The sequence below is a fragment of the Flectobacillus rivi genome, assembly GCF_030056655.1.
In the GTDB taxonomy this organism is placed as follows: domain Bacteria; phylum Bacteroidota; class Bacteroidia; order Cytophagales; family Spirosomataceae; genus Flectobacillus; species Flectobacillus rivi.
This window is the reverse complement of the sequence record NZ_JASHIE010000002.1, coordinates 135,543-153,321: the sequence shown is the minus strand read 5'-3', so window position 1 is coordinate 153,321 and position 17,779 is coordinate 135,543. Positions and strand designations below refer to the sequence as shown.

Genomic DNA, 17,779 nt, shown 5'->3' with positions numbered 1-17,779 from the left:
TTATTTTTCTGAAATCCTGTTGTTTGAGCCGCAGGCGAGGTGGGTCGCCACTCCGATTAGGATTTCTTGACTTTCTTTTGCGGCCGCCGCGCGGTTACTTTTCTTGTGTCAAGACAAGAAAAGTAAGGAGTGTCAAAAGGAAATATTGTATTTCCGATACATGCCAAATAAAATTTTAAACATACTACTAGTTACAGTAGTCACGAATTACGGCATACGCTGCTGTGTAGCCCAATTCGCCAGCTTTGCTTAAGTCATTGCATCCGTCGGTATCACCCAATGCATGACGAATAATACCACGAACGTAGTAGGCTTCTGCATATTTGGGATTCAACTTAAGGGCATTTGTACAATCTTGAATAGCACCACGCTGATCACCAATTTGAGATTTCACCATTCCTCTTGTGAAGTAAGCTTCAGCAAAAGTTGGATTAAGGGCGATAGCTTTGTTGTAGTCTTCAATAGCAGATTTGGTATCACCAGTTTTTGCTTTTGACAAACCTCGGTTATAATATACTTCTGAGCGCTCAGCAGTCATTTCTGCCATTTTCAAACGCTCGCTCACACCGCTACGCAACTCATCCAATACTTGTTTGGTAATAGGACCTGCGTAAAGAACCTTTTTGGCTTCGATGTTGCCAATGGCAATTGCTTTGTTGAAATCATCAATAGCTTCTTTGGTACGACCAAGTTTATTTTTGGCAAAACCACGACCATAATACGCAGGAGCGTTTTCTGGGTCTTGGCTCAAAGCACGGTCAAAGTCGATTTGTGCGCCAGCAAAGTCCTCTGTTTGGCTTTTACAATAACCACGAAAGTACAAAGATTCAGCATCTTCAGGGCTGATTTCAAGGGCTTTACCGTAATCAGCAATGGCACCTTTATAATCACCCATTTTCATTTTACTGTAAGCACGACCAGAATAAGATGAAGGACGTTTTGGACTTAATTCAATTGCTTTTGAAAAATCTTCCAAACTACCTTTGTAATCTTCTAGTTTTTGCTTAACTACGCCTCTAGCAGCATAACCTAACGCATTGTCGGGTGTCAAATCCAAAGATTTGTTGTAGTCAGAAAGAGCGCCTTTGTAGTTTTCCAGTTTTGATTTACTGTAGCCACGGCTAAAATATGCGTTGGCATCAACAGGATTTAAATCAATACCACGGTTGTAGTCTTGCAGAGCACCTTTATGGTCTTCTTGTCTTGCTTTACTAGTTCCACGACCGATGTAAGCGTCCGAATATCTTGGATTTAATTCGATAGCTTTGTCAAAATCATTGATAGCACCACGGTTATCTTTAAGGTTTGACTTTGTAACACCACGGCTATAATAGGCTACAGCATTATCTGGTTGAAGCTGGATAGCTTGTGTGAAGTAATTTTGAGCTAGTGGATAGTTGCCCTGACGACTCTGAACTACACCTAGGTCCATCAATTCTTGAAAAGTTTGTGTGGGCACAGGGGTTTGTTGTGAATATCCAGTAAAACTAAGCAGAGATATAGACAGCAGAGCAGAATAAAAACTCTTTTTCATAGGGTTAAATTTGAAAAAATAAGTTTTAGTGATTGGTTAACTATCAAAAATGAAGTAAATAGATAGATTAACCTTTAGATTTGTTTTATAACTTTGTAATTGCCAAAGTTTCAGCCAAATTACTGAAAAAATACCTTACAGCCAAAAGATAAAAGATAAACTGTCATGAAATTTGCCTTTCTAAAGAGTAGAAAAAAAATATTGCTTGGGCTTGTGCTCGGGACAACTGTAAGCTTGGATGGTTGTCGGGTAATTAATAAAAATCGTATCTATACCGATGAAAGATGGCAGACAGTCCAACAGTCGTCAACTACTAGCAGTCGGGCAGTTAGCGATAAAACGACATCTTTGCTAACAGCTGACGAAAGAGTGGCTCAATATTTTGATCAGCAATTAGGTGAACTCCGAAAGCAAGTCAAAGTGAGCCCTGTGACTCGTGTCAACACCAAGCTTATTCACATACGTTTTGATACGGACTCCTATTTTATTGGCAACTCAGATATACCTTCCGAGTTTGGTAAAATGAATATGGCAAGTCTTTCTCGTGTGTTGTTGTCGTATCCTCATACCGCAGTCATTATGGAAAGCTACACCGATGCTAATGGTACTGATGCTTATAATGATCGATTGTCTTTTAAAAGAGTAGCCCAAGTAGCCAATTGGTTGGTATTGAGTGGGGTAGCCCCCAATCGTCTTAAAGCATTATGGTATGGGAAGCGTAATCCTGTAGCAAGTAATGATATTGTAGACGGACAGCGTATGAATCGCCGTGTGGAGGTGTTTATTATGCCTCACAAAAGCTTGTTCGACAAAATTTCAACAGAAATGCGTGTAGCAGGTACGAATTAAACAGACCAGAGTACAGTCTTAAAGATTCCTATACTCTAGTCCGACAATGTTATTACAAAATTTGGCTTAGCCCGAAAGTAAGTACAAAAAGAAGGGTTGTTAAAGCCATTCTTTTCAAAAATGGGTCGATTTGAGCAGGTGTTTGTCCTTGAGAAATGCCACGACCAATCTTAATTAATAAAGGAAGCGTAACAACAAATAACCAATGAATCCAGTTGTTGCCTGATTCACTCAAAAGTGTATAAATTACTGCACACAAAAATCCCACAATTAAAAGTAACCAGTGATAAATAACCGCCTTTTCTTTTCCTAATCTCACTGGTATTGAATTTTTTCCTGTTTTTGTATCCGATTCTATATCTCGAATATTATTGATATTCAATACACCAACCGCAAATAAGCCACATGAACTTGCTGGTAAAAAGTTTAACCAATCAAAGTTGTGAGTATGTAAAAAGTACGTTCCTAGCACACCAACCCATCCAAAAAATATCAATACCGAAATATCTCCTAAGCCCATATAACCATAAGGACGTTTGCCAACGGTATAGGTAATAGCTGCAATAATCGATAAAATACCAAGTCCAAAGAAACCAAGAATCGTTTGCAAATCTGTGTCTTTTAGCCCTTCATAAATTAATAAAGAACCCGATGCTAATGATAATACAGACATGATAATCATTGCTCTGGTCATTTGCTCTCTGGTAATGGCGCCCGTTTGTACGGCACGTGTTGCTACTGTTCTTTCTACACTATCCACACCACTTACGGTATCGCCGTAATCATTCGCAAAGTTGGAAAGAACTTGTAAAAAAGTGGTAGTAAGCACTGCCAACCAAAAGATTTTCCAAGAAAAAGCATCATGACCTGCTGCCAAGAAGCTTCCCATCAAAATACTCGCCAGTGCCAAAGGCAATGTACGAGGACGAGCCGCCAGAATCCAATTTTTCATGTTTTATATAAAGTCTTTAAAGTATAAAATAAAACGAAAAGAAGTGGAAAAGTATCGCTAGCCATACGCTAGACGACAAACCTTTATCCAATAAAAATACCGAATATACAGCTACAAAAATAACCTGTACATTCGGTATTTAGATGTTTTTACTTGAAATAAGTTAGCGGGTAAAATAAAATTAATTTTACCTGCAATAGGCATTAAACTATATGCCGTAAGTAAAAAGTATTTCTAACAAAATCATGAATACAATTTTTGCCTAATGCCTACGGCTTACTGCCTAAAGCGTATTTTAAGTTATCAAAAAAGATTCATGATTACTTGTTCAACGCATCTTGGAATTCTTTGCTGTTTGGTTTTACGCCTGAAGCAAAAAAGTTTGTTAACTCTCCTTTTTCGTTAATCAAGTATTTACAGAAGTTCCAACTTGGTTCTTTGTCGTTCCAACCGTTTAATTCTTTTGTAGTAAGCCATTTGTACAAATCACATTTGCCTTCGCCTTTTACTACAACTTTTTCAAACATTGGGAATGAAACGCCGTAGTTTTTTTGACAGAAAGAAGCAATTTCACTATTTGAGCCAGGCTCTTGTCCACCAAATTCGTTAGCTGGAAAACCTAATACTACTACTTTCGCTTTGTTAGCTTGATAGAAAGCTTCCCAATCAGCGTACTGTGGCGTATAACCACATTTTGAAGCAGTATTTAGGATAATCACTTTTTTACCCTTATAATCTGCAAGATTTACATCTTTGCCATCTAATGATTTCATTTTGAAATCATAAAGCGTTTTTTTAGCTGCAAATTCAGTGTTCACAGGTCTGTTTTCGATAGTGTTTTTGGTAAAAGGAAGTGCTAATGCACCTAGCAAGCTTCCTACTTTCAAAAGTTTAAGAATCATGACAGTTACGATTGTTGAAAGGATGATAAACAAGGGCTTTTTCATAAAAACTAAAGCTGAAAGTTATCCAATATTGCTAATCCATTCAAACGAAAAACTGGTTACAGTCTGAATATTCGACGAACGGATTACATTCTTGTTGGTACTTTTATACCTAATAACGCCATTGCCTTCTTAATTGTTTCGCCAACTGCTTTTGAAAGCTGTACTCTGAACTGCATAGCCTCTGGGCTTTCAGCACTAAAAATGCTCAATTCTGCAAATAATCGGTTATATGATTTTGCCAAATCGTATACATATTGTGCAATTAAAGCTGGTGAATATTCACGTCCTGCATCGGCAACTTTTCTTGGATATTCGCTCAATGCAAAAATGATTTCACGCTCTACCTCATGCAAACTAGTGTATGAGCTTGCTTCTACGATATTGATGCTTTGGCTTTCAGCTTTTTTCAAAATCGAACAAATACGTGCATGCGTGTATTGAATGAATGGTCCTGTATTGCCTTGGAAATCAATAGATTCGGCTGGGTTGAAAAGCATACGCTTCTTAGGATCCACTTTCAATAAGAAGTATTTTAAGGCACCCATTGCCAATGTACTGTATAATTCTTCGGCTTCTTCAGGTGTAAATCCATCGATTTTCCCTAATTCGTTGGTGCGCTCACGAGCGGTATCCTTCATTTCTTGCATCAAGTCGTCGGCATCTACTACGGTACCTTCTCTCGACTTCATTTTTCCTGAAGGTAAGTCAACCATGCCATAACTCAAATGGTAGCAACCTTCAGCGTAAGGACGACCTAATTTTTTCAAAATTTTGAACAATACCTCAAAGTGATAATCTTGCTCGTTACCTACCACATAAAGTGATTTTGACATGCCGAAATCTTTGTATTTCAAATCGGCTGTTCCCATATCTTGAGTGATATACACCGAAGTACCATCTTTACGAAGTACTAATTTTTGGTCAAGTCCTTCATCTGCAAGGTCAATCCATACCGAACCATCTTCTTTTTGGAAGAAAACTCCTGAAGCTAAACCTTCCTCAACGGTCTCTTTTCCTAAAAGATAAGTATTAGATTCTTTGTAGATTTTGTCGAAGCTCACACCCATGGTTTCATACGTTTGATTGAAGCCATCAAATACCCAATCATTCATTTTTTGCCAAAGAGCTACTACTTCTTCATCGCCTTGTTCCCATTTCAAAAGCATCTCTTGAGCTTCTTTCATCAAAGGCGCTTGCTTTTTGGCATCGTCTTCCGACAACCCTTCGGCTTTTAGGGCTTCTACTTCTACTTTATAGTGTTTGTCAAATTCCACATAATATTTACCTACCAAGTGGTCGCCCTTCATGTCAGCAGAGGCTGGCGTTTCGTTCTGACCAAATTTCTGGTAAGCCAGCATCGACTTACAAATATGAATACCACGATCGTTTACGAGATTGGCTTTGATAACATCATATCCGTTGGCATCCAAGATTTGAGCTACAGAGTATCCCAAAAAGTTGTTACGAAGGTGCCCTAAGTGAAGAGGCTTGTTGGTGTTGGGAGAAGAATATTCTACCATAACAGTTTCGTTTTTGGCAGCGAGCTGACCAAACGAAGCTTCACTTCTAAGGTGATTGAAAGTATCCTTCCAAGCAGTATCAGCAATAGAAATATTCAAAAAGCCTTGTACTACATTGAAGGTACTAACAACAGTAGTATTGCTGACCAAGTAATTTCCGATGGCATTTCCAATTTCTACTGGAGACTTGCGAAGAGCTTTGACATAGGGGAAAACCACAAATGTGTAAAATCCTTCAAAATCCTTACGAGTAGGTTGAAGGGCTATAGTTGGTTCGGAAACTTCAAACTCGGCCAAAAGGGCAGCTTGAATACTGTCTTGTAGTATTTTTTCGATATTCATTGCGCTAGGAAAATTTTCCAGTGTTTACTAAAAGGAAGAAAGTGGAGACCATTAAATATGGCAAAAAATCGTATTTGACGAAGTGTACCTTCTACCGAAGTGCAAAATTAGCCAAAATCCCTTCGATAACCATATCGGAATAAGAAAACCTCTGTGCTTTTTCTTTTTCAGATTCTTTGAAATGTGTAAATTGTAGAAGAGATCTCGAGAGATAACAATCTGATATAATGTTTGTTTTCTATTAGAAATGAACCAATTGTCCGTTTAATGCTATCATAAACCTTTTACCAATACTATGAAAAAACACCTTACTATATTCCTTTCTTTTTTTTGGGGTTTTCCTATTGCTAGGGAGAATTTCTGGCGTATTGGCGTTGGGCTTCTTTGTATGCTTTGTTGTTTAGTAAACTTTTCAGTTTGGGCTCAATTGGATAAGGTAAATGAAGTAGAGTATATCAAAGACTATGGCAAAACGAAGGACTGGTCGGTAATTCCGCTCAAAGAAAAGGGCGCTCTCGTAGTGCTTGATAATGCTGAAATATTTGGGAGAAATAGTCAATGGGAGTTTTATAGAATAGACTCCACGCTGAAAGAGCTATGGAATGCCAAATATACACCGCCAGTAAGAATGGAAAACCTACTGACCTACTCAAACGCAGACTATATGTATTTCTTGTTTGCCGAGGCTGATGCCGATGATTTTGTCATTACGAGAGTCAATTTGGGTTTAGGAGAAATAGATGAGTTTAAGGGGAAATTAGTGGGTTTAAGAACAATCAGTCATTTTAAGGTGCTCGGAAATTCAGCCTATTTTGCAGGTACTTATTTTGATAAACCAGTGGTGATATCATTTGCTTTTTTTAACTCTACTACGAAAGTTTTGTCTGGAATATATGATAAAAATGTAACGATTAATACCCTAGAGATTGATGAGATACGTAACGAAGTCAATGTAGTTATTAATGAAAGAAGAAAGGGTATTTGTAGTTTGTCTGTATTGTCTTATTCCTACATGGGCGATTTGCTCAGAACGAACCAAGTACCATTAGCCGACCATAAAAATGTCAATTTTGTCAGCGGAAGGCTCCTTCCTGTATCAGAGCAAGAAACAATTTTGGTAGGCAATTTTTCTACTAATTGTAGCAACTATTCGAGAGGTTTGTATTTAACCCATTTTGACAATGGCGAGCAGACAGGAACTACCATGATAGATTTTTCGGAATTGAGTAACTTTTTTGGATACTTATCACCTAAGCGTCAGCAGAAACTAAAAGAAAAAATAGCTAGAAAAAAGAATGAAGGAAAGGAAACCAACTTTAGTTATTTGTTACAAGTACATGATTTAATAAAAACTGAAAAAGGGGCATTGGTCTTGGCGGAGGTCTATTATTTTTCTCCCAACAATAACAATACTTTGGGAGTGTATAATTATGCGCCTATAAGTATCGCTCAAGTACAACGTATGCGAGCTAGAGCAGGGCGCTATCGTTATACTCACGCTATTGTTTGTGAGTTTACCAAGGATGGAAAAGTGCTCTGGGACGATGCCGTTTCATTAGGTTCTCTTGAGGGAAGTGGTTTAGTAGAACAAGTACAAGTGTCCAAATATAAAGGCGATTGGATAGCTACCTATTTGGATAAAGGAAAGTTGAATCTTCAAAACCTACACAATGGAAAAGGCTCTTCAGACAAAGAGTTGTTTGAAATAAAGTCAGATATAGAAAACCGTCGTATTGATGAAGAGGCTGAAGTAGCAGCATGGTACGATAAGTATTTTTTGATTTGGGGCACACGCCAAGTGCCTGCCAGAAGCGATAATGCCATAGGCTCTGAAGTACTTTATATTCGGAAAATGGCTTACGCCCCAGAACAATCTAGTCCAACGAGTCAAAAATGATCTACGGTATCCTTTTGTGAAAATCCTCGAAGAAGCATAGAATGTTGTATCTTTGCGTGAAAATTGAAAAAACAAAAGTATTGGAACACGGTTTTCCAGAAAATACTTTGTGCAAATAGCAATCATTTCTTTGCTAAGACTAATATTTAAAACAATGGTAGAACTATATAGAGAGGCATTGACACATTTGAAGAAAGGTGATACTTTGCTTTACCCATCTGATACAATCTGGGGATTAGGTTGCGATGCACGTAACGAAAAGGCTGTAGAGAAAATCTTGTCAATTAAGCAACGTCCTCAAAATAAGGCATTTATTGTGCTTATTTCAAAAATTGAGCAGCTTTCAGAATATTTAGTTGAAGTACCCGAAATTGCCTGGAATTTGGTTGAGTTTGCTGAAAAACCCTTAACGGTCATTTATCCTAAAGGTAAAAACTTGGCGCCAAACTTGATGGGACCAGATGGTAGCGTGGCTATTCGTTTGGTAAAGGATGAATTCTGTAAAGGCTTAGTACATCGTATGGAAAGGGCGATTGTTTCCACTTCTGCGAACATTTCAGGACAACCAAGTCCGACGCAATTTTCTGACATTGACCAGTCAATTATCGACAACGTAGATTTTATTCTTAAAAATCCTAAAGGTGAAAACCTAAACGCCCAACCGTCTCAGATTGTCAAAATTGGGATGTACGGAGAGTTTGAGTTTATCAGAAAATAGTGATTTGTTAGTATTAGCCGTTTTCTATGCGTTGTATAAGTAATAGAAACGCTAAATACCCAATAGACAATTGATTCAAAGCGAATACTTTGTTCGCATGTCATCAGAGAATGAAAAGAAGGGGGCAGTAGCTTCAGGGTCTTTTACAAAACAATAGTATGAATTTTACAGAAACTTTAAATAATAACCCCATTTTCCAATTGGTAGCGGACTCGGCACAACAGTTGAATGTCCGTGCTTTTGTGGTAGGTGGGTTTGTACGTGATTTAATTTTAAATCGTCCTTCAAAAGACATTGATATTGTGTGCGTAGGTTCTGGAATTGAATTGGCTGAATTAGTAGCCAAAAATTCTGGACGAGATGATACATATTTGTCAGTATTCAAAAATTTTGGAACGGCAATGATTCGTATTGATGATTGGGAGGTCGAGTTTGTAGGAGCAAGAAAAGAGTCATATCGTAGCGACTCCCGCAAACCTATTGTGGAGGATGGCACTTTGGAAGACGATCAAAATCGTAGAGATTTTACCATCAATGCCATGGCTATTTCTTTGAATGTTAGCGATTTTGGTCAATTGCTAGACCCGTTTGATGGTGTTTCTGACTTGAGAAGAAAAATTGTTAAAACGCCACTTGAGCCAGGTATTACTTTCTCTGATGATCCACTAAGAATGATGCGTGCGGTACGTTTTGCCACACAACTCAATTTTGATATTCACCCTGATACTTTCGATGCATTGTTGTCGATGAAAGACCGTATTTCGATTATCTCGAAAGAACGGATTACCGAAGAATTAAATAAGATTATTCTTTCAAAAGTACCTTCTTACGGTTTCAAACTACTAGATTCTTGCGGATTGCTGCAACTCATTTTTCCTGAATTCTGTCTATTAAAGGGAGTAGAAACAGAGGAGGGTAAAGGGCATAAAGACAATTTTTATCATACTTTACAAGTATTGGATAATGTCGCCAAAAAGTCGGACGACTTGTGGACTCGTTGGGCGGCTATTTTGCACGATATAGCCAAACCTGCTACCAAGCGTTTTGATAAGAAAAAAGGGTGGACTTTTCATGGGCATGAGGAGTTGGGTGCCAAAATGGTAAAACCAATTTTTACCAATATGCGCTTGCCGCTCAATGAGAAAATGCGTTACGTGAAAAGTTTGGTTCGCTTGCATTTACGTCCGATTGCCTTGTCTAAAGAAACTATTACCGATTCGGCTTTGAGGAGGCTACTTTTTGAAGCAGGTGAAAATTTGGAGGGTCTCATGATTTTGTGTCGTGCCGATATTACTTCCAAAAATGGTGAAAAAGTAAAGCGCTACCTGCGTAATTTTGATATAGTTGAAGAGAAGCTCAAAGAGGTTGAGGAAAATGATAGGCTTCGTAATTTTCAGCCTGTGATTACAGGCGAAATTATTATGGAAACGTTTGGGCTGACTCCTTCTAAGGAAGTAGGTATTATCAAAATTGCTGTTCGAGAAGCTATTATCGAAGGGCAAATAGAAAATACCATGGAGTCAGGTATGCCATTCATTATTGAAGAAGGACGTAAACTAGGTTTGACTCCTAAATTGTAGTATTGATTACAAGCTTTAGGCAATCTCAACCATTTTGCCTAAAGCTATTTTATATTCCATTACCGTATTTCACTTCCACACGTCGTTCATTCGAACAAATCCTTGAATCTTCTGAATTTTAAGCCACGGTATTAAACTTCTTGCATAATGAAGACCTCCAGATTGTGGATATTCTTGCTTTTACTATCATTCCCCTGCTATGTTTGGGGGCAAATGACTATTTTACATCCTATCAATCGTTTGATTCTACAACGAAATCTTTCCAATCAAGCTGATTTAGCGATTACTGGATATACCAATGCTGCTGCTACTAAAATTGAGTATCAATTAGTTGAAATAGGTAAACCTGCCAAGGGCTGGCAGACGCTCGCAAGTAATGTTTTAAATCGTGAATTTTCAGGAAAAGTAAAAGTAAATGCAGGTTTTTATGACTTGTATGTACGTGCTTGGGTCAATAATACGATTATCGACGAAAAAATTATTGAGCAGATTGGGGTAGGAGAGGTATTCTTGATTGCTGGACAATCTAATGCCATGGGTGTACAGGGTTTGGGCTCGAAAGACGCTTCCGAAAAAGTAATTGTGATTAATGATTTGGATAAATATTTGGATGAGAAAGACAACCTCACTATTGCTCCTAATGAACCTATGCGTTTACACAAAATGGAAAGGGCTTTAGCCAATACCAATATGTATCCATCAGGAGAATCTGCGTGGCTATGGGGCGAGTTAGCAGACAAAATTGTTCAGAAATATCAAGTTCCTGTTTTTCTGCTTAACTGTGGTTGGGCGGCAGCTACCTCCGAAAACTGGAGTAAATCTGCCAACGGAGAGTTGGCTTATAATCAGTATGTTAGTAAGTATTGGCCTAATCAGCAGCCTTATGCAAACCTCAAAAATACCTTACAATATTTGGCTTCGCATACAGGGCTTCGAGCGGTTTTGTGGATGCAAGGAGAATCGGATGCTGCTCATAATCAGACTTCTGCACAAAATTATGAAGCTAATGTAAAGAATTTGATTGAAAAGTCTCGTCAAGTTTTTGGTTATAATATGCCTTGGTCAATTGCCCGCTCAACAGTTTCGAGCCGTAATGAATGGGCAGATTTGGTGATAAAAGGACAGAATGCAATTCTCAAAAATGTACCCAATACCTTTGCTGGACCCGAAACAGATACTATTCAAAATCCTAGGCCTATTGCGCACGGGCATTTGGAAAATGTCAAAAATGGTATTCAAGGACTAACATTAGCTGCCACAGCATGGATGCGTACAATGGATACGACGTTTTTCAAAAAAGCAATTCCGTATCAACCTCAAACTACTTTAGTGCCTAGGTTATTACCAACACATCTACCATTCGGGCGAAATTTTGCCGTTTATTTTCAAGGAGTTACAAGTCAAAATAAGACCTATCGAGTAGAGCTTTTGGATAAAGATGGAAAATTTGTGGCGCAGGTCGGACAAGGAACAAATAGCCCTGTAACTATCAATATTCAGAATGTATCACCTCTTGAGGTGTATCGTCTCAGAATTGTTTCTGAAGCACCTTTTTTACAAAGTACACTTTCCAATACGTTTACTTTGTCTGGTAGTTGGACTCCTTTAAATCTATTTACATTGGTTGAAAAATCAGACTCTCTGCATTTGAGTTGGTCGTATGTAGAAGCTTATTCGCCTACTAAAATCACGGTTCAGTACAGTACTAATCAGCAAAATTTTACAGATGTGTACACCGAAAATGCCAATAGTACTTTGGAAGGAAAATGGGCAGTAATTCGCCCGAAGGAAGTATTTGCTTATTACAGACTAAAATTGACACTAGCCGACGGGTCAGTTGTGTACACTGATACAAAATTGGTGATTGATTACTCACAAGTCTTAGGTATCGAAAACCCTAGTGTATCAGTAAAAATCTTTCCGAATCCAGCAAGTACTTACCTTACGATTCAGGGAGTAAATGACATGAGGCAACTACAAATATTTTCCAGTAATGGACAAGAGATTATGGATATTAAATCAAATAGAGTAGGAGAAGAATATTGGGTAGAGTTTCCTGAAACGATTCAAAATGGCGCTTATTTCTTAAGACTTCAATTACCAAACAATCAAATCATATTTAGCAAAGTGCTGATAATGAAGTAAGTGGTTAGAGTTTTGAGTGATGAATTTGTAGTGTACGAAGGATTATAAAACTGTTTATTTGGGATTTCTGATTTCGGAAACATGTGCTTTTATATTTCCGCAATCAGAAATCCGAAATCCACAATAGTTAGAAAGTCCTAACTCATAATTCTTTTTACTTTAATCTTATTTTTTACCTCTCACCGCACGAGCAATCATATCCCATTTTTCGTCTGGTACTTCGTTCAAGGCCGAAAACTCACCAGCGCCCATCAGCCACTCACCACCATCAATCGTAATGACTTCACCATTGATATATGATGAAAAATCTGACATTAAGAACGCTGCCAAATTAGCCAATTCTTGATGATCACCCACTCGCTTGAGAGGAATACGGCTTGCTGGGTCAAACTTTTTAGCAAGGTCATGTCCCATAGCTTCGGCAGGAAATAGCCTTTCCCATGCTCCTTCTGTTGGAAATGGACCTGGAGCGATGGCATTGAAGCGGATACCATATTTGTAGCCCCATTCAACCGCCAAGGAGCGTGTTAAAGCAAGCACACCTGCTTTGGCTGTCGCTGATGGAACAACATAACCAGAACCAGTCCAAGAATAAGTTGTCACAATACTCATGACGGTTCCTTTGATGTTATTTTCTATCCAATATTTACCAAATGCCAAGCTAAAGTTATAAGTACCCTTCAACACAATGTCTACTACCACATCAAAGGCTTTGTGAGTAAGTCGCTCGGTTGGACTAATAAAATTTCCTGCGGCATTATTGACCAAGCCTTCCACACTACCAAAGTGCTCTACTGCTGTTTTAAGAACATTTTCTACCTCGTCGTAGTTACGTGCATCACAGGCTACTGGAAGGATTTTTCCACCAGTGAGTTCTTCTAATTCTTTGGCTGTGGCTTCCAATACAGGGAGTTTGCGGGAGGCAATAACTACATTTGCTCCTAATTCTAGAAAGTATTTCGACATAGATTTTCCTAGTCCAGTACCTCCTCCTGTCACTACAATGGTCTTACCTTGTAAGGCTCCGTCTCTTAGCATTGGTTGGTTAAACATAGCTTTTTAGTTTAAAGATTTAAAAGCAAAACAGGTGATTAAAATACCTTATGCTATATTTTATCTCTCCTTTATGACTTTATTTTACTATACTTTTTAAAAGTAAAGTTCTATTGTAAAGCAATTTGGGATAAATAAAATTATTATGCAAGCATACTAATTGAGAATTTTTGAAAAAGTTAAAAGAATCAAAGAAGAAAGGATTGAGAAGTTAATTAGGGGAAGGGTAAAGGAGTAGAGAAAATGGAGCAAAACCATAAAAAAAGCCCTGCAATCATTTGCAGGGCTTTTATATAGTGCTCAGAGCACTTTGGGTGGATTATTTACCAGCTACCAAAGTTACGTCCAAGTTGAATACATCGTCGATAGCTTTGTCACCGATTGATTCGAAGAATTTCTTAGAACCATATTTGATGTTGAAATCTGTACGGTCAACTGGGATTTTAGCAGTTGCAGTTACTTTACCAGCAGCAGAAGTAATTGTAGCAGGGAAAGTGATAGTTTTTGTGATACCGTGCAAAGTCAAATCACCAGTGATGTTTGAACCAGCAACTTTAGTGATTTTGAAAGTAGCAGTTGGGAATTTTTCTACTTCAAAGAAATCACCTGTAGTGATGTGGCTGATGAATTTTTGGTTGTAACCAGCGTCAGTGATGTCAGTACAAACGATAGATTTCATATCGATTGTGAAAGTACCACCTGTTACTTTACCTTTAGCTACTGAAAGGTTACCGTTGCTGATGCTGATAAATCCTTCGTGTTGACCAGTTACTTTTTTAGCCAACCAGTGGATTTTAGAACCTTTAGTATCTACTGCCAAACCTTCAGCAGCTTTCTTAGGAGCGTTACCAGCGATAGCTGAACTCAATACTGTTGCAGATACAAATAAACTTGCGATGAACTTAATTGCTTTCATTTGATTGAAAAATAATTTTAGTGAATATGAATAATAAGGAGTTTTTAATACAATTCAGAAAATACCAATTATTCAGTCGAGCCTCTGAGTTTGTCTAAAAGATGACTTAGTGTGAGGGCTTCTTCAGGACTTAGCTTGTGAAGTGCCGTTTCCCATTCTGATTGTTGGTTATCTAGTTCTGCCAACAAGTCCAAACCTTTGTCTGTGATGATAACATCTACTTGACGACGGTCGTGTGGACACTCTTTACGGATTACTAAATCTTTCAGAATAAGCTTGTCAACTAATCTTGAGGCATTTGACATTTTATCGAGCATACGCTCAATTATTCCGCATACTGTAATAGGATTTGGATGCTGCCCTCTCAGAATTCTCAAAACATTATATTGCTGCAACGTTACATCATAACGTTTCAGTAAATCACTCTGTAATGTACAAAGCCAGTTGTTTGTGAACATAATATTCACAACGGCCTTAGTGTAAGGTGATTTGAATGCTTTTTGCTGTATGTCTTGTTCGATACTCATAATTTGATGATACAAATTTAATGTAAAAACATTTGATGTCAATACATTAAAATGTTAATTTTTTGTTAATGTTAATTAGTAGTCTGAAAATCAATGGCTTGTATTTTGTAAAATTTCCTTAATTAAATAAAATATAGAGATTTTGTTAACAAGTTTTACTAAAATCGTTATTGAATCGATCAAAGATGACGCATATCTATCGCTCATTGTCTATGGCTTTGGCTGATTATGAAGCATCTTCTTGGAGTTTTTGAAGTAGTGTATCCAATTGCTCAAGTTCGGATTGACTCATTTGAATACTTTGCGACTCCCAAACCTCAATCAGCTCATTGAGCTCATGGGTTACTTGTAAGCCTTCTTCCGTAATAAGTACCTCTACTACTCTTCTATCATTAGGGGATTTTTTTCTTTCGACAAATCCTTTTTGCTCAAGTTTATCTACCAATCTCGAAACATTTGACATTTGATCTCTCATACTGTCGATAATCGTGTTGATACAGAGTGGGGTAGGATGAGAAAGTTGCAAAATTTTGAGAACACTATATTGCTGCTCGCTAAGAGAATAGGGTTTTATAATCTGACTAAATTCAGACACTAACCAGTTGTTGGTAAACATGATATTTACGGTTAGTTTCTGATAAGGATTAGCAAAAGATTTTTGCTTTATATCTTTTTCAATGGACATAATTTTAAATTTAATGTGTACAGACCTAGATTTGCGAAGATTATAATGATACAAGGTTTTAACAAGAGTAACGAATACTCTTCCGATAATGTCCATTAATGTGGATTTTGTACAATTATAAATGGTATCTTTTCTGCAAGAAGCCAGAGCTTTACATCAAGTTAAGAGAAGTATTAAAAGGAGGTGGTTAATTGTTTGCAAATATACTCAATTATCGGAAGGGCACGATTTCTGGTGCCGAAATATCAAAGTCTTTGAGGCGATAATTGTATGTATCACTAAAAGAGGCATTGAGCACTCCTATATTGGGCAAGTTGGGGAAATAGGTAAACTTGAGTTGGAAAGTATTAAATGTCAGATTTTCGTTTCGTAATCTTACTCCCAAACCTATCCCAGTGTAGGGATATTTGGTAAATAAAAATTGATTTCTTGGTGTTACAAAAGCCATATCTAGCTGAAAAAATGGCGCTAAGCGAAAGCCGACAAAGTTGACTTTCGAAAACCAAACGGCTTGGTAGCCTAGGGCTAGTTTTTTACTACCCCAAAGTTGATCGCTATTGATGCCTAAAATACCATTCTCACCATTGATATTGAGATATTCACCCGTGTAGCGTTGTACGCCAAAGGCATATTTGAGATTGATAAAATGACGTAATTTGGCTTTGGGCAATGTATATAACCTCGAAAAATAATTAGATTCGATACTTACCCCTGCCGTACCATTGGTGTAGGCACCTGCATTGAGTAAAGCATACAAATAGCCTGAATTGTTAAGATACTGTCCTCTTGCCAGTTTTATCCCCGAATAAAAGCGACTGCCAAAAGCATCCGAATATTCTTTTCCCGCCACAAAAGTAGCCAGATAACCGTAGGGAACGTCTTCAGTAATCCCGAAGCCATAAATCAAAAAATCCCGTTTGTAGCGTCTATTCGAAAAGCCAATACCAACTAAATATTGTTCTTGGTTACGAAAAAGCTGGTTGGTGTCAGCAGTTACAACAGGGCGCTGAGTGTAATTGATACTGGTAAATCTTAGTCCGACGATAAAGCGGGTACGAGCTTGATTTTCAGGACTTAAAAAAGGAAGTTTGTAAGAACGAGCTAGCCAAAAATCTACATAATTTCTCACTGTTGGAAAATACAACGGCAAGGTGTCATTTTGCATGAGTGTGCGTGCATCATATCCTCTTGTAGTCACGCGCAAATCACGGTCGTGACTCATTTCAAAACCTCCTGCCATTTTCATTTCTGGCGTTAGAAATGGTCTAAAAAAACGCAAAGCATAGCGATTGGTTTGCCTACGAAACGACAAATCCAATTGGCCTGTAATAAAGGAGCGGCCAATATACGGAATGGTATAGGTGGTGGCGTATTCGAGTTTGGGTGATTCTTTTTGATTGATATAAAAGGTGTTTCTCCAGGAATGACCTAGTCCTCGAAAGTTTACTTGGTTGATACTCAAATCATAACGATCAAAACCTCCAAAATTGACATCAGGAATCAATGACCAAATATCTTGCGTAATGACCAACAAATCCACCAAGTTGGGATATTGTTCATCAGGAACTACCAAAATACGAGCATCGTGCAAAATGGTACTATTACGCATCACACGCTCGTTGTCACGAAGTCGGTCGGCATCGATGATATCGCCCGTGTGGAATAATAGGAAGGATTTTCGGATGATACTCTCTCGGGTATTGGTGTGTAGAGCGCTAAAAAACTTTTCAAAACCCTGTGCTTTACGAGCAGTATCATTGACACTTTCTCCAAAAACTCGGAGTGTTTTGACATAGATTTTACGCACAACTCGACCTTCATATTCCTGAAAGGGATTTTCGTCAATTTTCACAACCTCCTGACCCGCTGAGTTTTGATTATACACATCCTTGAAGAGGGCATGATAAATTTCGTTGAGAACCCGATTTTTTGAAAACCGCTTTTTTAAATTAGAGTAAAGCAAACTATCTTCTTTATTTTTCTTTACTTGATAATCTTCAGGAATAAAGGCTTGAGTGGAATCTTTTTGTTGGGCGTGGGCCGATATTGGCGCAAATAATAGCCAAAAGGTCATTGTAACCAGTGCGACAATTTCACTCAGGCTCATGTTCCTA

The 17,779-nt window shown here is 38.0% G+C and carries 14 protein-coding genes; 5 read left to right on the top strand and 9 right to left on the bottom strand.

Annotated features, from left to right (window positions below; translation table 11 throughout):
* Positions 1-187: 187 nt before the first annotated feature.
* Positions 188-1,534, bottom strand: a complete 1,347-nt coding sequence (locus QM481_RS03100) for a tetratricopeptide repeat protein (protein WP_166553612.1) — start codon at positions 1,532-1,534, stop codon at positions 188-190.
* Between the two features lie 165 nt (positions 1,535-1,699).
* Between QM481_RS03100 and QM481_RS03095 the strand changes: the two genes are divergently transcribed.
* A complete protein-coding gene (locus tag QM481_RS03095; RefSeq protein WP_283380619.1) occupies positions 1,700-2,383 on the top strand; it encodes an OmpA family protein in 684 nt (227 codons plus the stop codon).
* A gap of 52 nt (positions 2,384-2,435) precedes the next feature.
* Here the strand turns inward: QM481_RS03095 and QM481_RS03090 are convergent, their stop codons facing one another.
* From QM481_RS03090 to argS, 3 genes are all read right to left on the bottom strand, one after another.
* Positions 2,436-3,335, bottom strand: a complete 900-nt coding sequence (locus QM481_RS03090; RefSeq protein ID WP_166553610.1) for a 1,4-dihydroxy-2-naphthoate polyprenyltransferase — start codon at positions 3,333-3,335, stop codon at positions 2,436-2,438.
* A gap of 320 nt (positions 3,336-3,655) precedes the next feature.
* Positions 3,656-4,282: a glutathione peroxidase gene (locus QM481_RS03085; protein ID WP_283380618.1), complete on the bottom strand. Its 627-nt coding sequence runs from the start codon at positions 4,280-4,282 to the stop codon at positions 3,656-3,658.
* A gap of 83 nt (positions 4,283-4,365) precedes the next feature.
* Positions 4,366-6,144: an arginine--tRNA ligase gene (argS, locus tag QM481_RS03080; RefSeq protein WP_283380617.1), complete on the bottom strand. Its 1,779-nt coding sequence runs from the start codon at positions 6,142-6,144 to the stop codon at positions 4,366-4,368.
* A gap of 295 nt (positions 6,145-6,439) precedes the next feature.
* Here argS and QM481_RS03075 point away from each other — a divergent pair, with 295 nt between their 5' ends.
* The 4 genes from QM481_RS03075 to QM481_RS03060 all read left to right on the top strand — a co-directional run bounded on the left by QM481_RS03075 (position 6,440) and on the right by QM481_RS03060 (position 12,484).
* On the top strand, positions 6,440-8,041 hold the full coding sequence (locus QM481_RS03075) for a hypothetical protein (protein WP_283380616.1): 1,602 nt from the start codon (positions 6,440-6,442) through the stop codon (positions 8,039-8,041).
* A gap of 154 nt (positions 8,042-8,195) precedes the next feature.
* Positions 8,196-8,759 (top strand): L-threonylcarbamoyladenylate synthase, encoded by a 564-nt coding sequence (locus QM481_RS03070; protein WP_166553606.1) that lies wholly within the window; start codon positions 8,196-8,198, stop codon positions 8,757-8,759.
* Between the two features lie 158 nt (positions 8,760-8,917).
* Positions 8,918-10,339: a CCA tRNA nucleotidyltransferase gene (locus QM481_RS03065; RefSeq protein WP_283380615.1), complete on the top strand. Its 1,422-nt coding sequence runs from the start codon at positions 8,918-8,920 to the stop codon at positions 10,337-10,339.
* A gap of 147 nt (positions 10,340-10,486) precedes the next feature.
* Positions 10,487-12,484, top strand: coding sequence for a sialate O-acetylesterase (locus QM481_RS03060; protein WP_283380614.1), 1,998 nt, complete (start codon positions 10,487-10,489; stop codon positions 12,482-12,484).
* 165 nt (positions 12,485-12,649) lie between these two features.
* Here QM481_RS03060 and QM481_RS03055 read toward each other — a convergent pair whose 3' ends face one another.
* From QM481_RS03055 to QM481_RS03035, 5 genes are all read right to left on the bottom strand, one after another.
* Entirely contained in the window at positions 12,650-13,537 is an 888-nt protein-coding gene (locus tag QM481_RS03055) for an SDR family oxidoreductase (protein WP_205691027.1), read from the bottom strand.
* Between the two features lie 319 nt (positions 13,538-13,856).
* The gene (locus QM481_RS03050; protein WP_283370780.1) at positions 13,857-14,453 is read right to left on the bottom strand and encodes a YceI family protein; all 597 of its coding nucleotides are present in this window, start codon (positions 14,451-14,453) and stop codon (positions 13,857-13,859) included.
* Positions 14,454-14,521: 68 nt separating this feature from the next.
* Positions 14,522-14,980, bottom strand: coding sequence for a MarR family winged helix-turn-helix transcriptional regulator (locus QM481_RS03045; protein ID WP_283380613.1), 459 nt, complete (start codon positions 14,978-14,980; stop codon positions 14,522-14,524).
* A gap of 226 nt (positions 14,981-15,206) precedes the next feature.
* Positions 15,207-15,665, bottom strand: a complete 459-nt coding sequence (locus QM481_RS03040; RefSeq protein ID WP_166553601.1) for a MarR family winged helix-turn-helix transcriptional regulator — start codon at positions 15,663-15,665, stop codon at positions 15,207-15,209.
* A gap of 211 nt (positions 15,666-15,876) precedes the next feature.
* The gene (locus tag QM481_RS03035) at positions 15,877-17,772 is read right to left on the bottom strand and encodes a hypothetical protein (protein WP_283380612.1); all 1,896 of its coding nucleotides are present in this window, start codon (positions 17,770-17,772) and stop codon (positions 15,877-15,879) included.
* Positions 17,773-17,779: the final 7 nt, after the last annotated feature.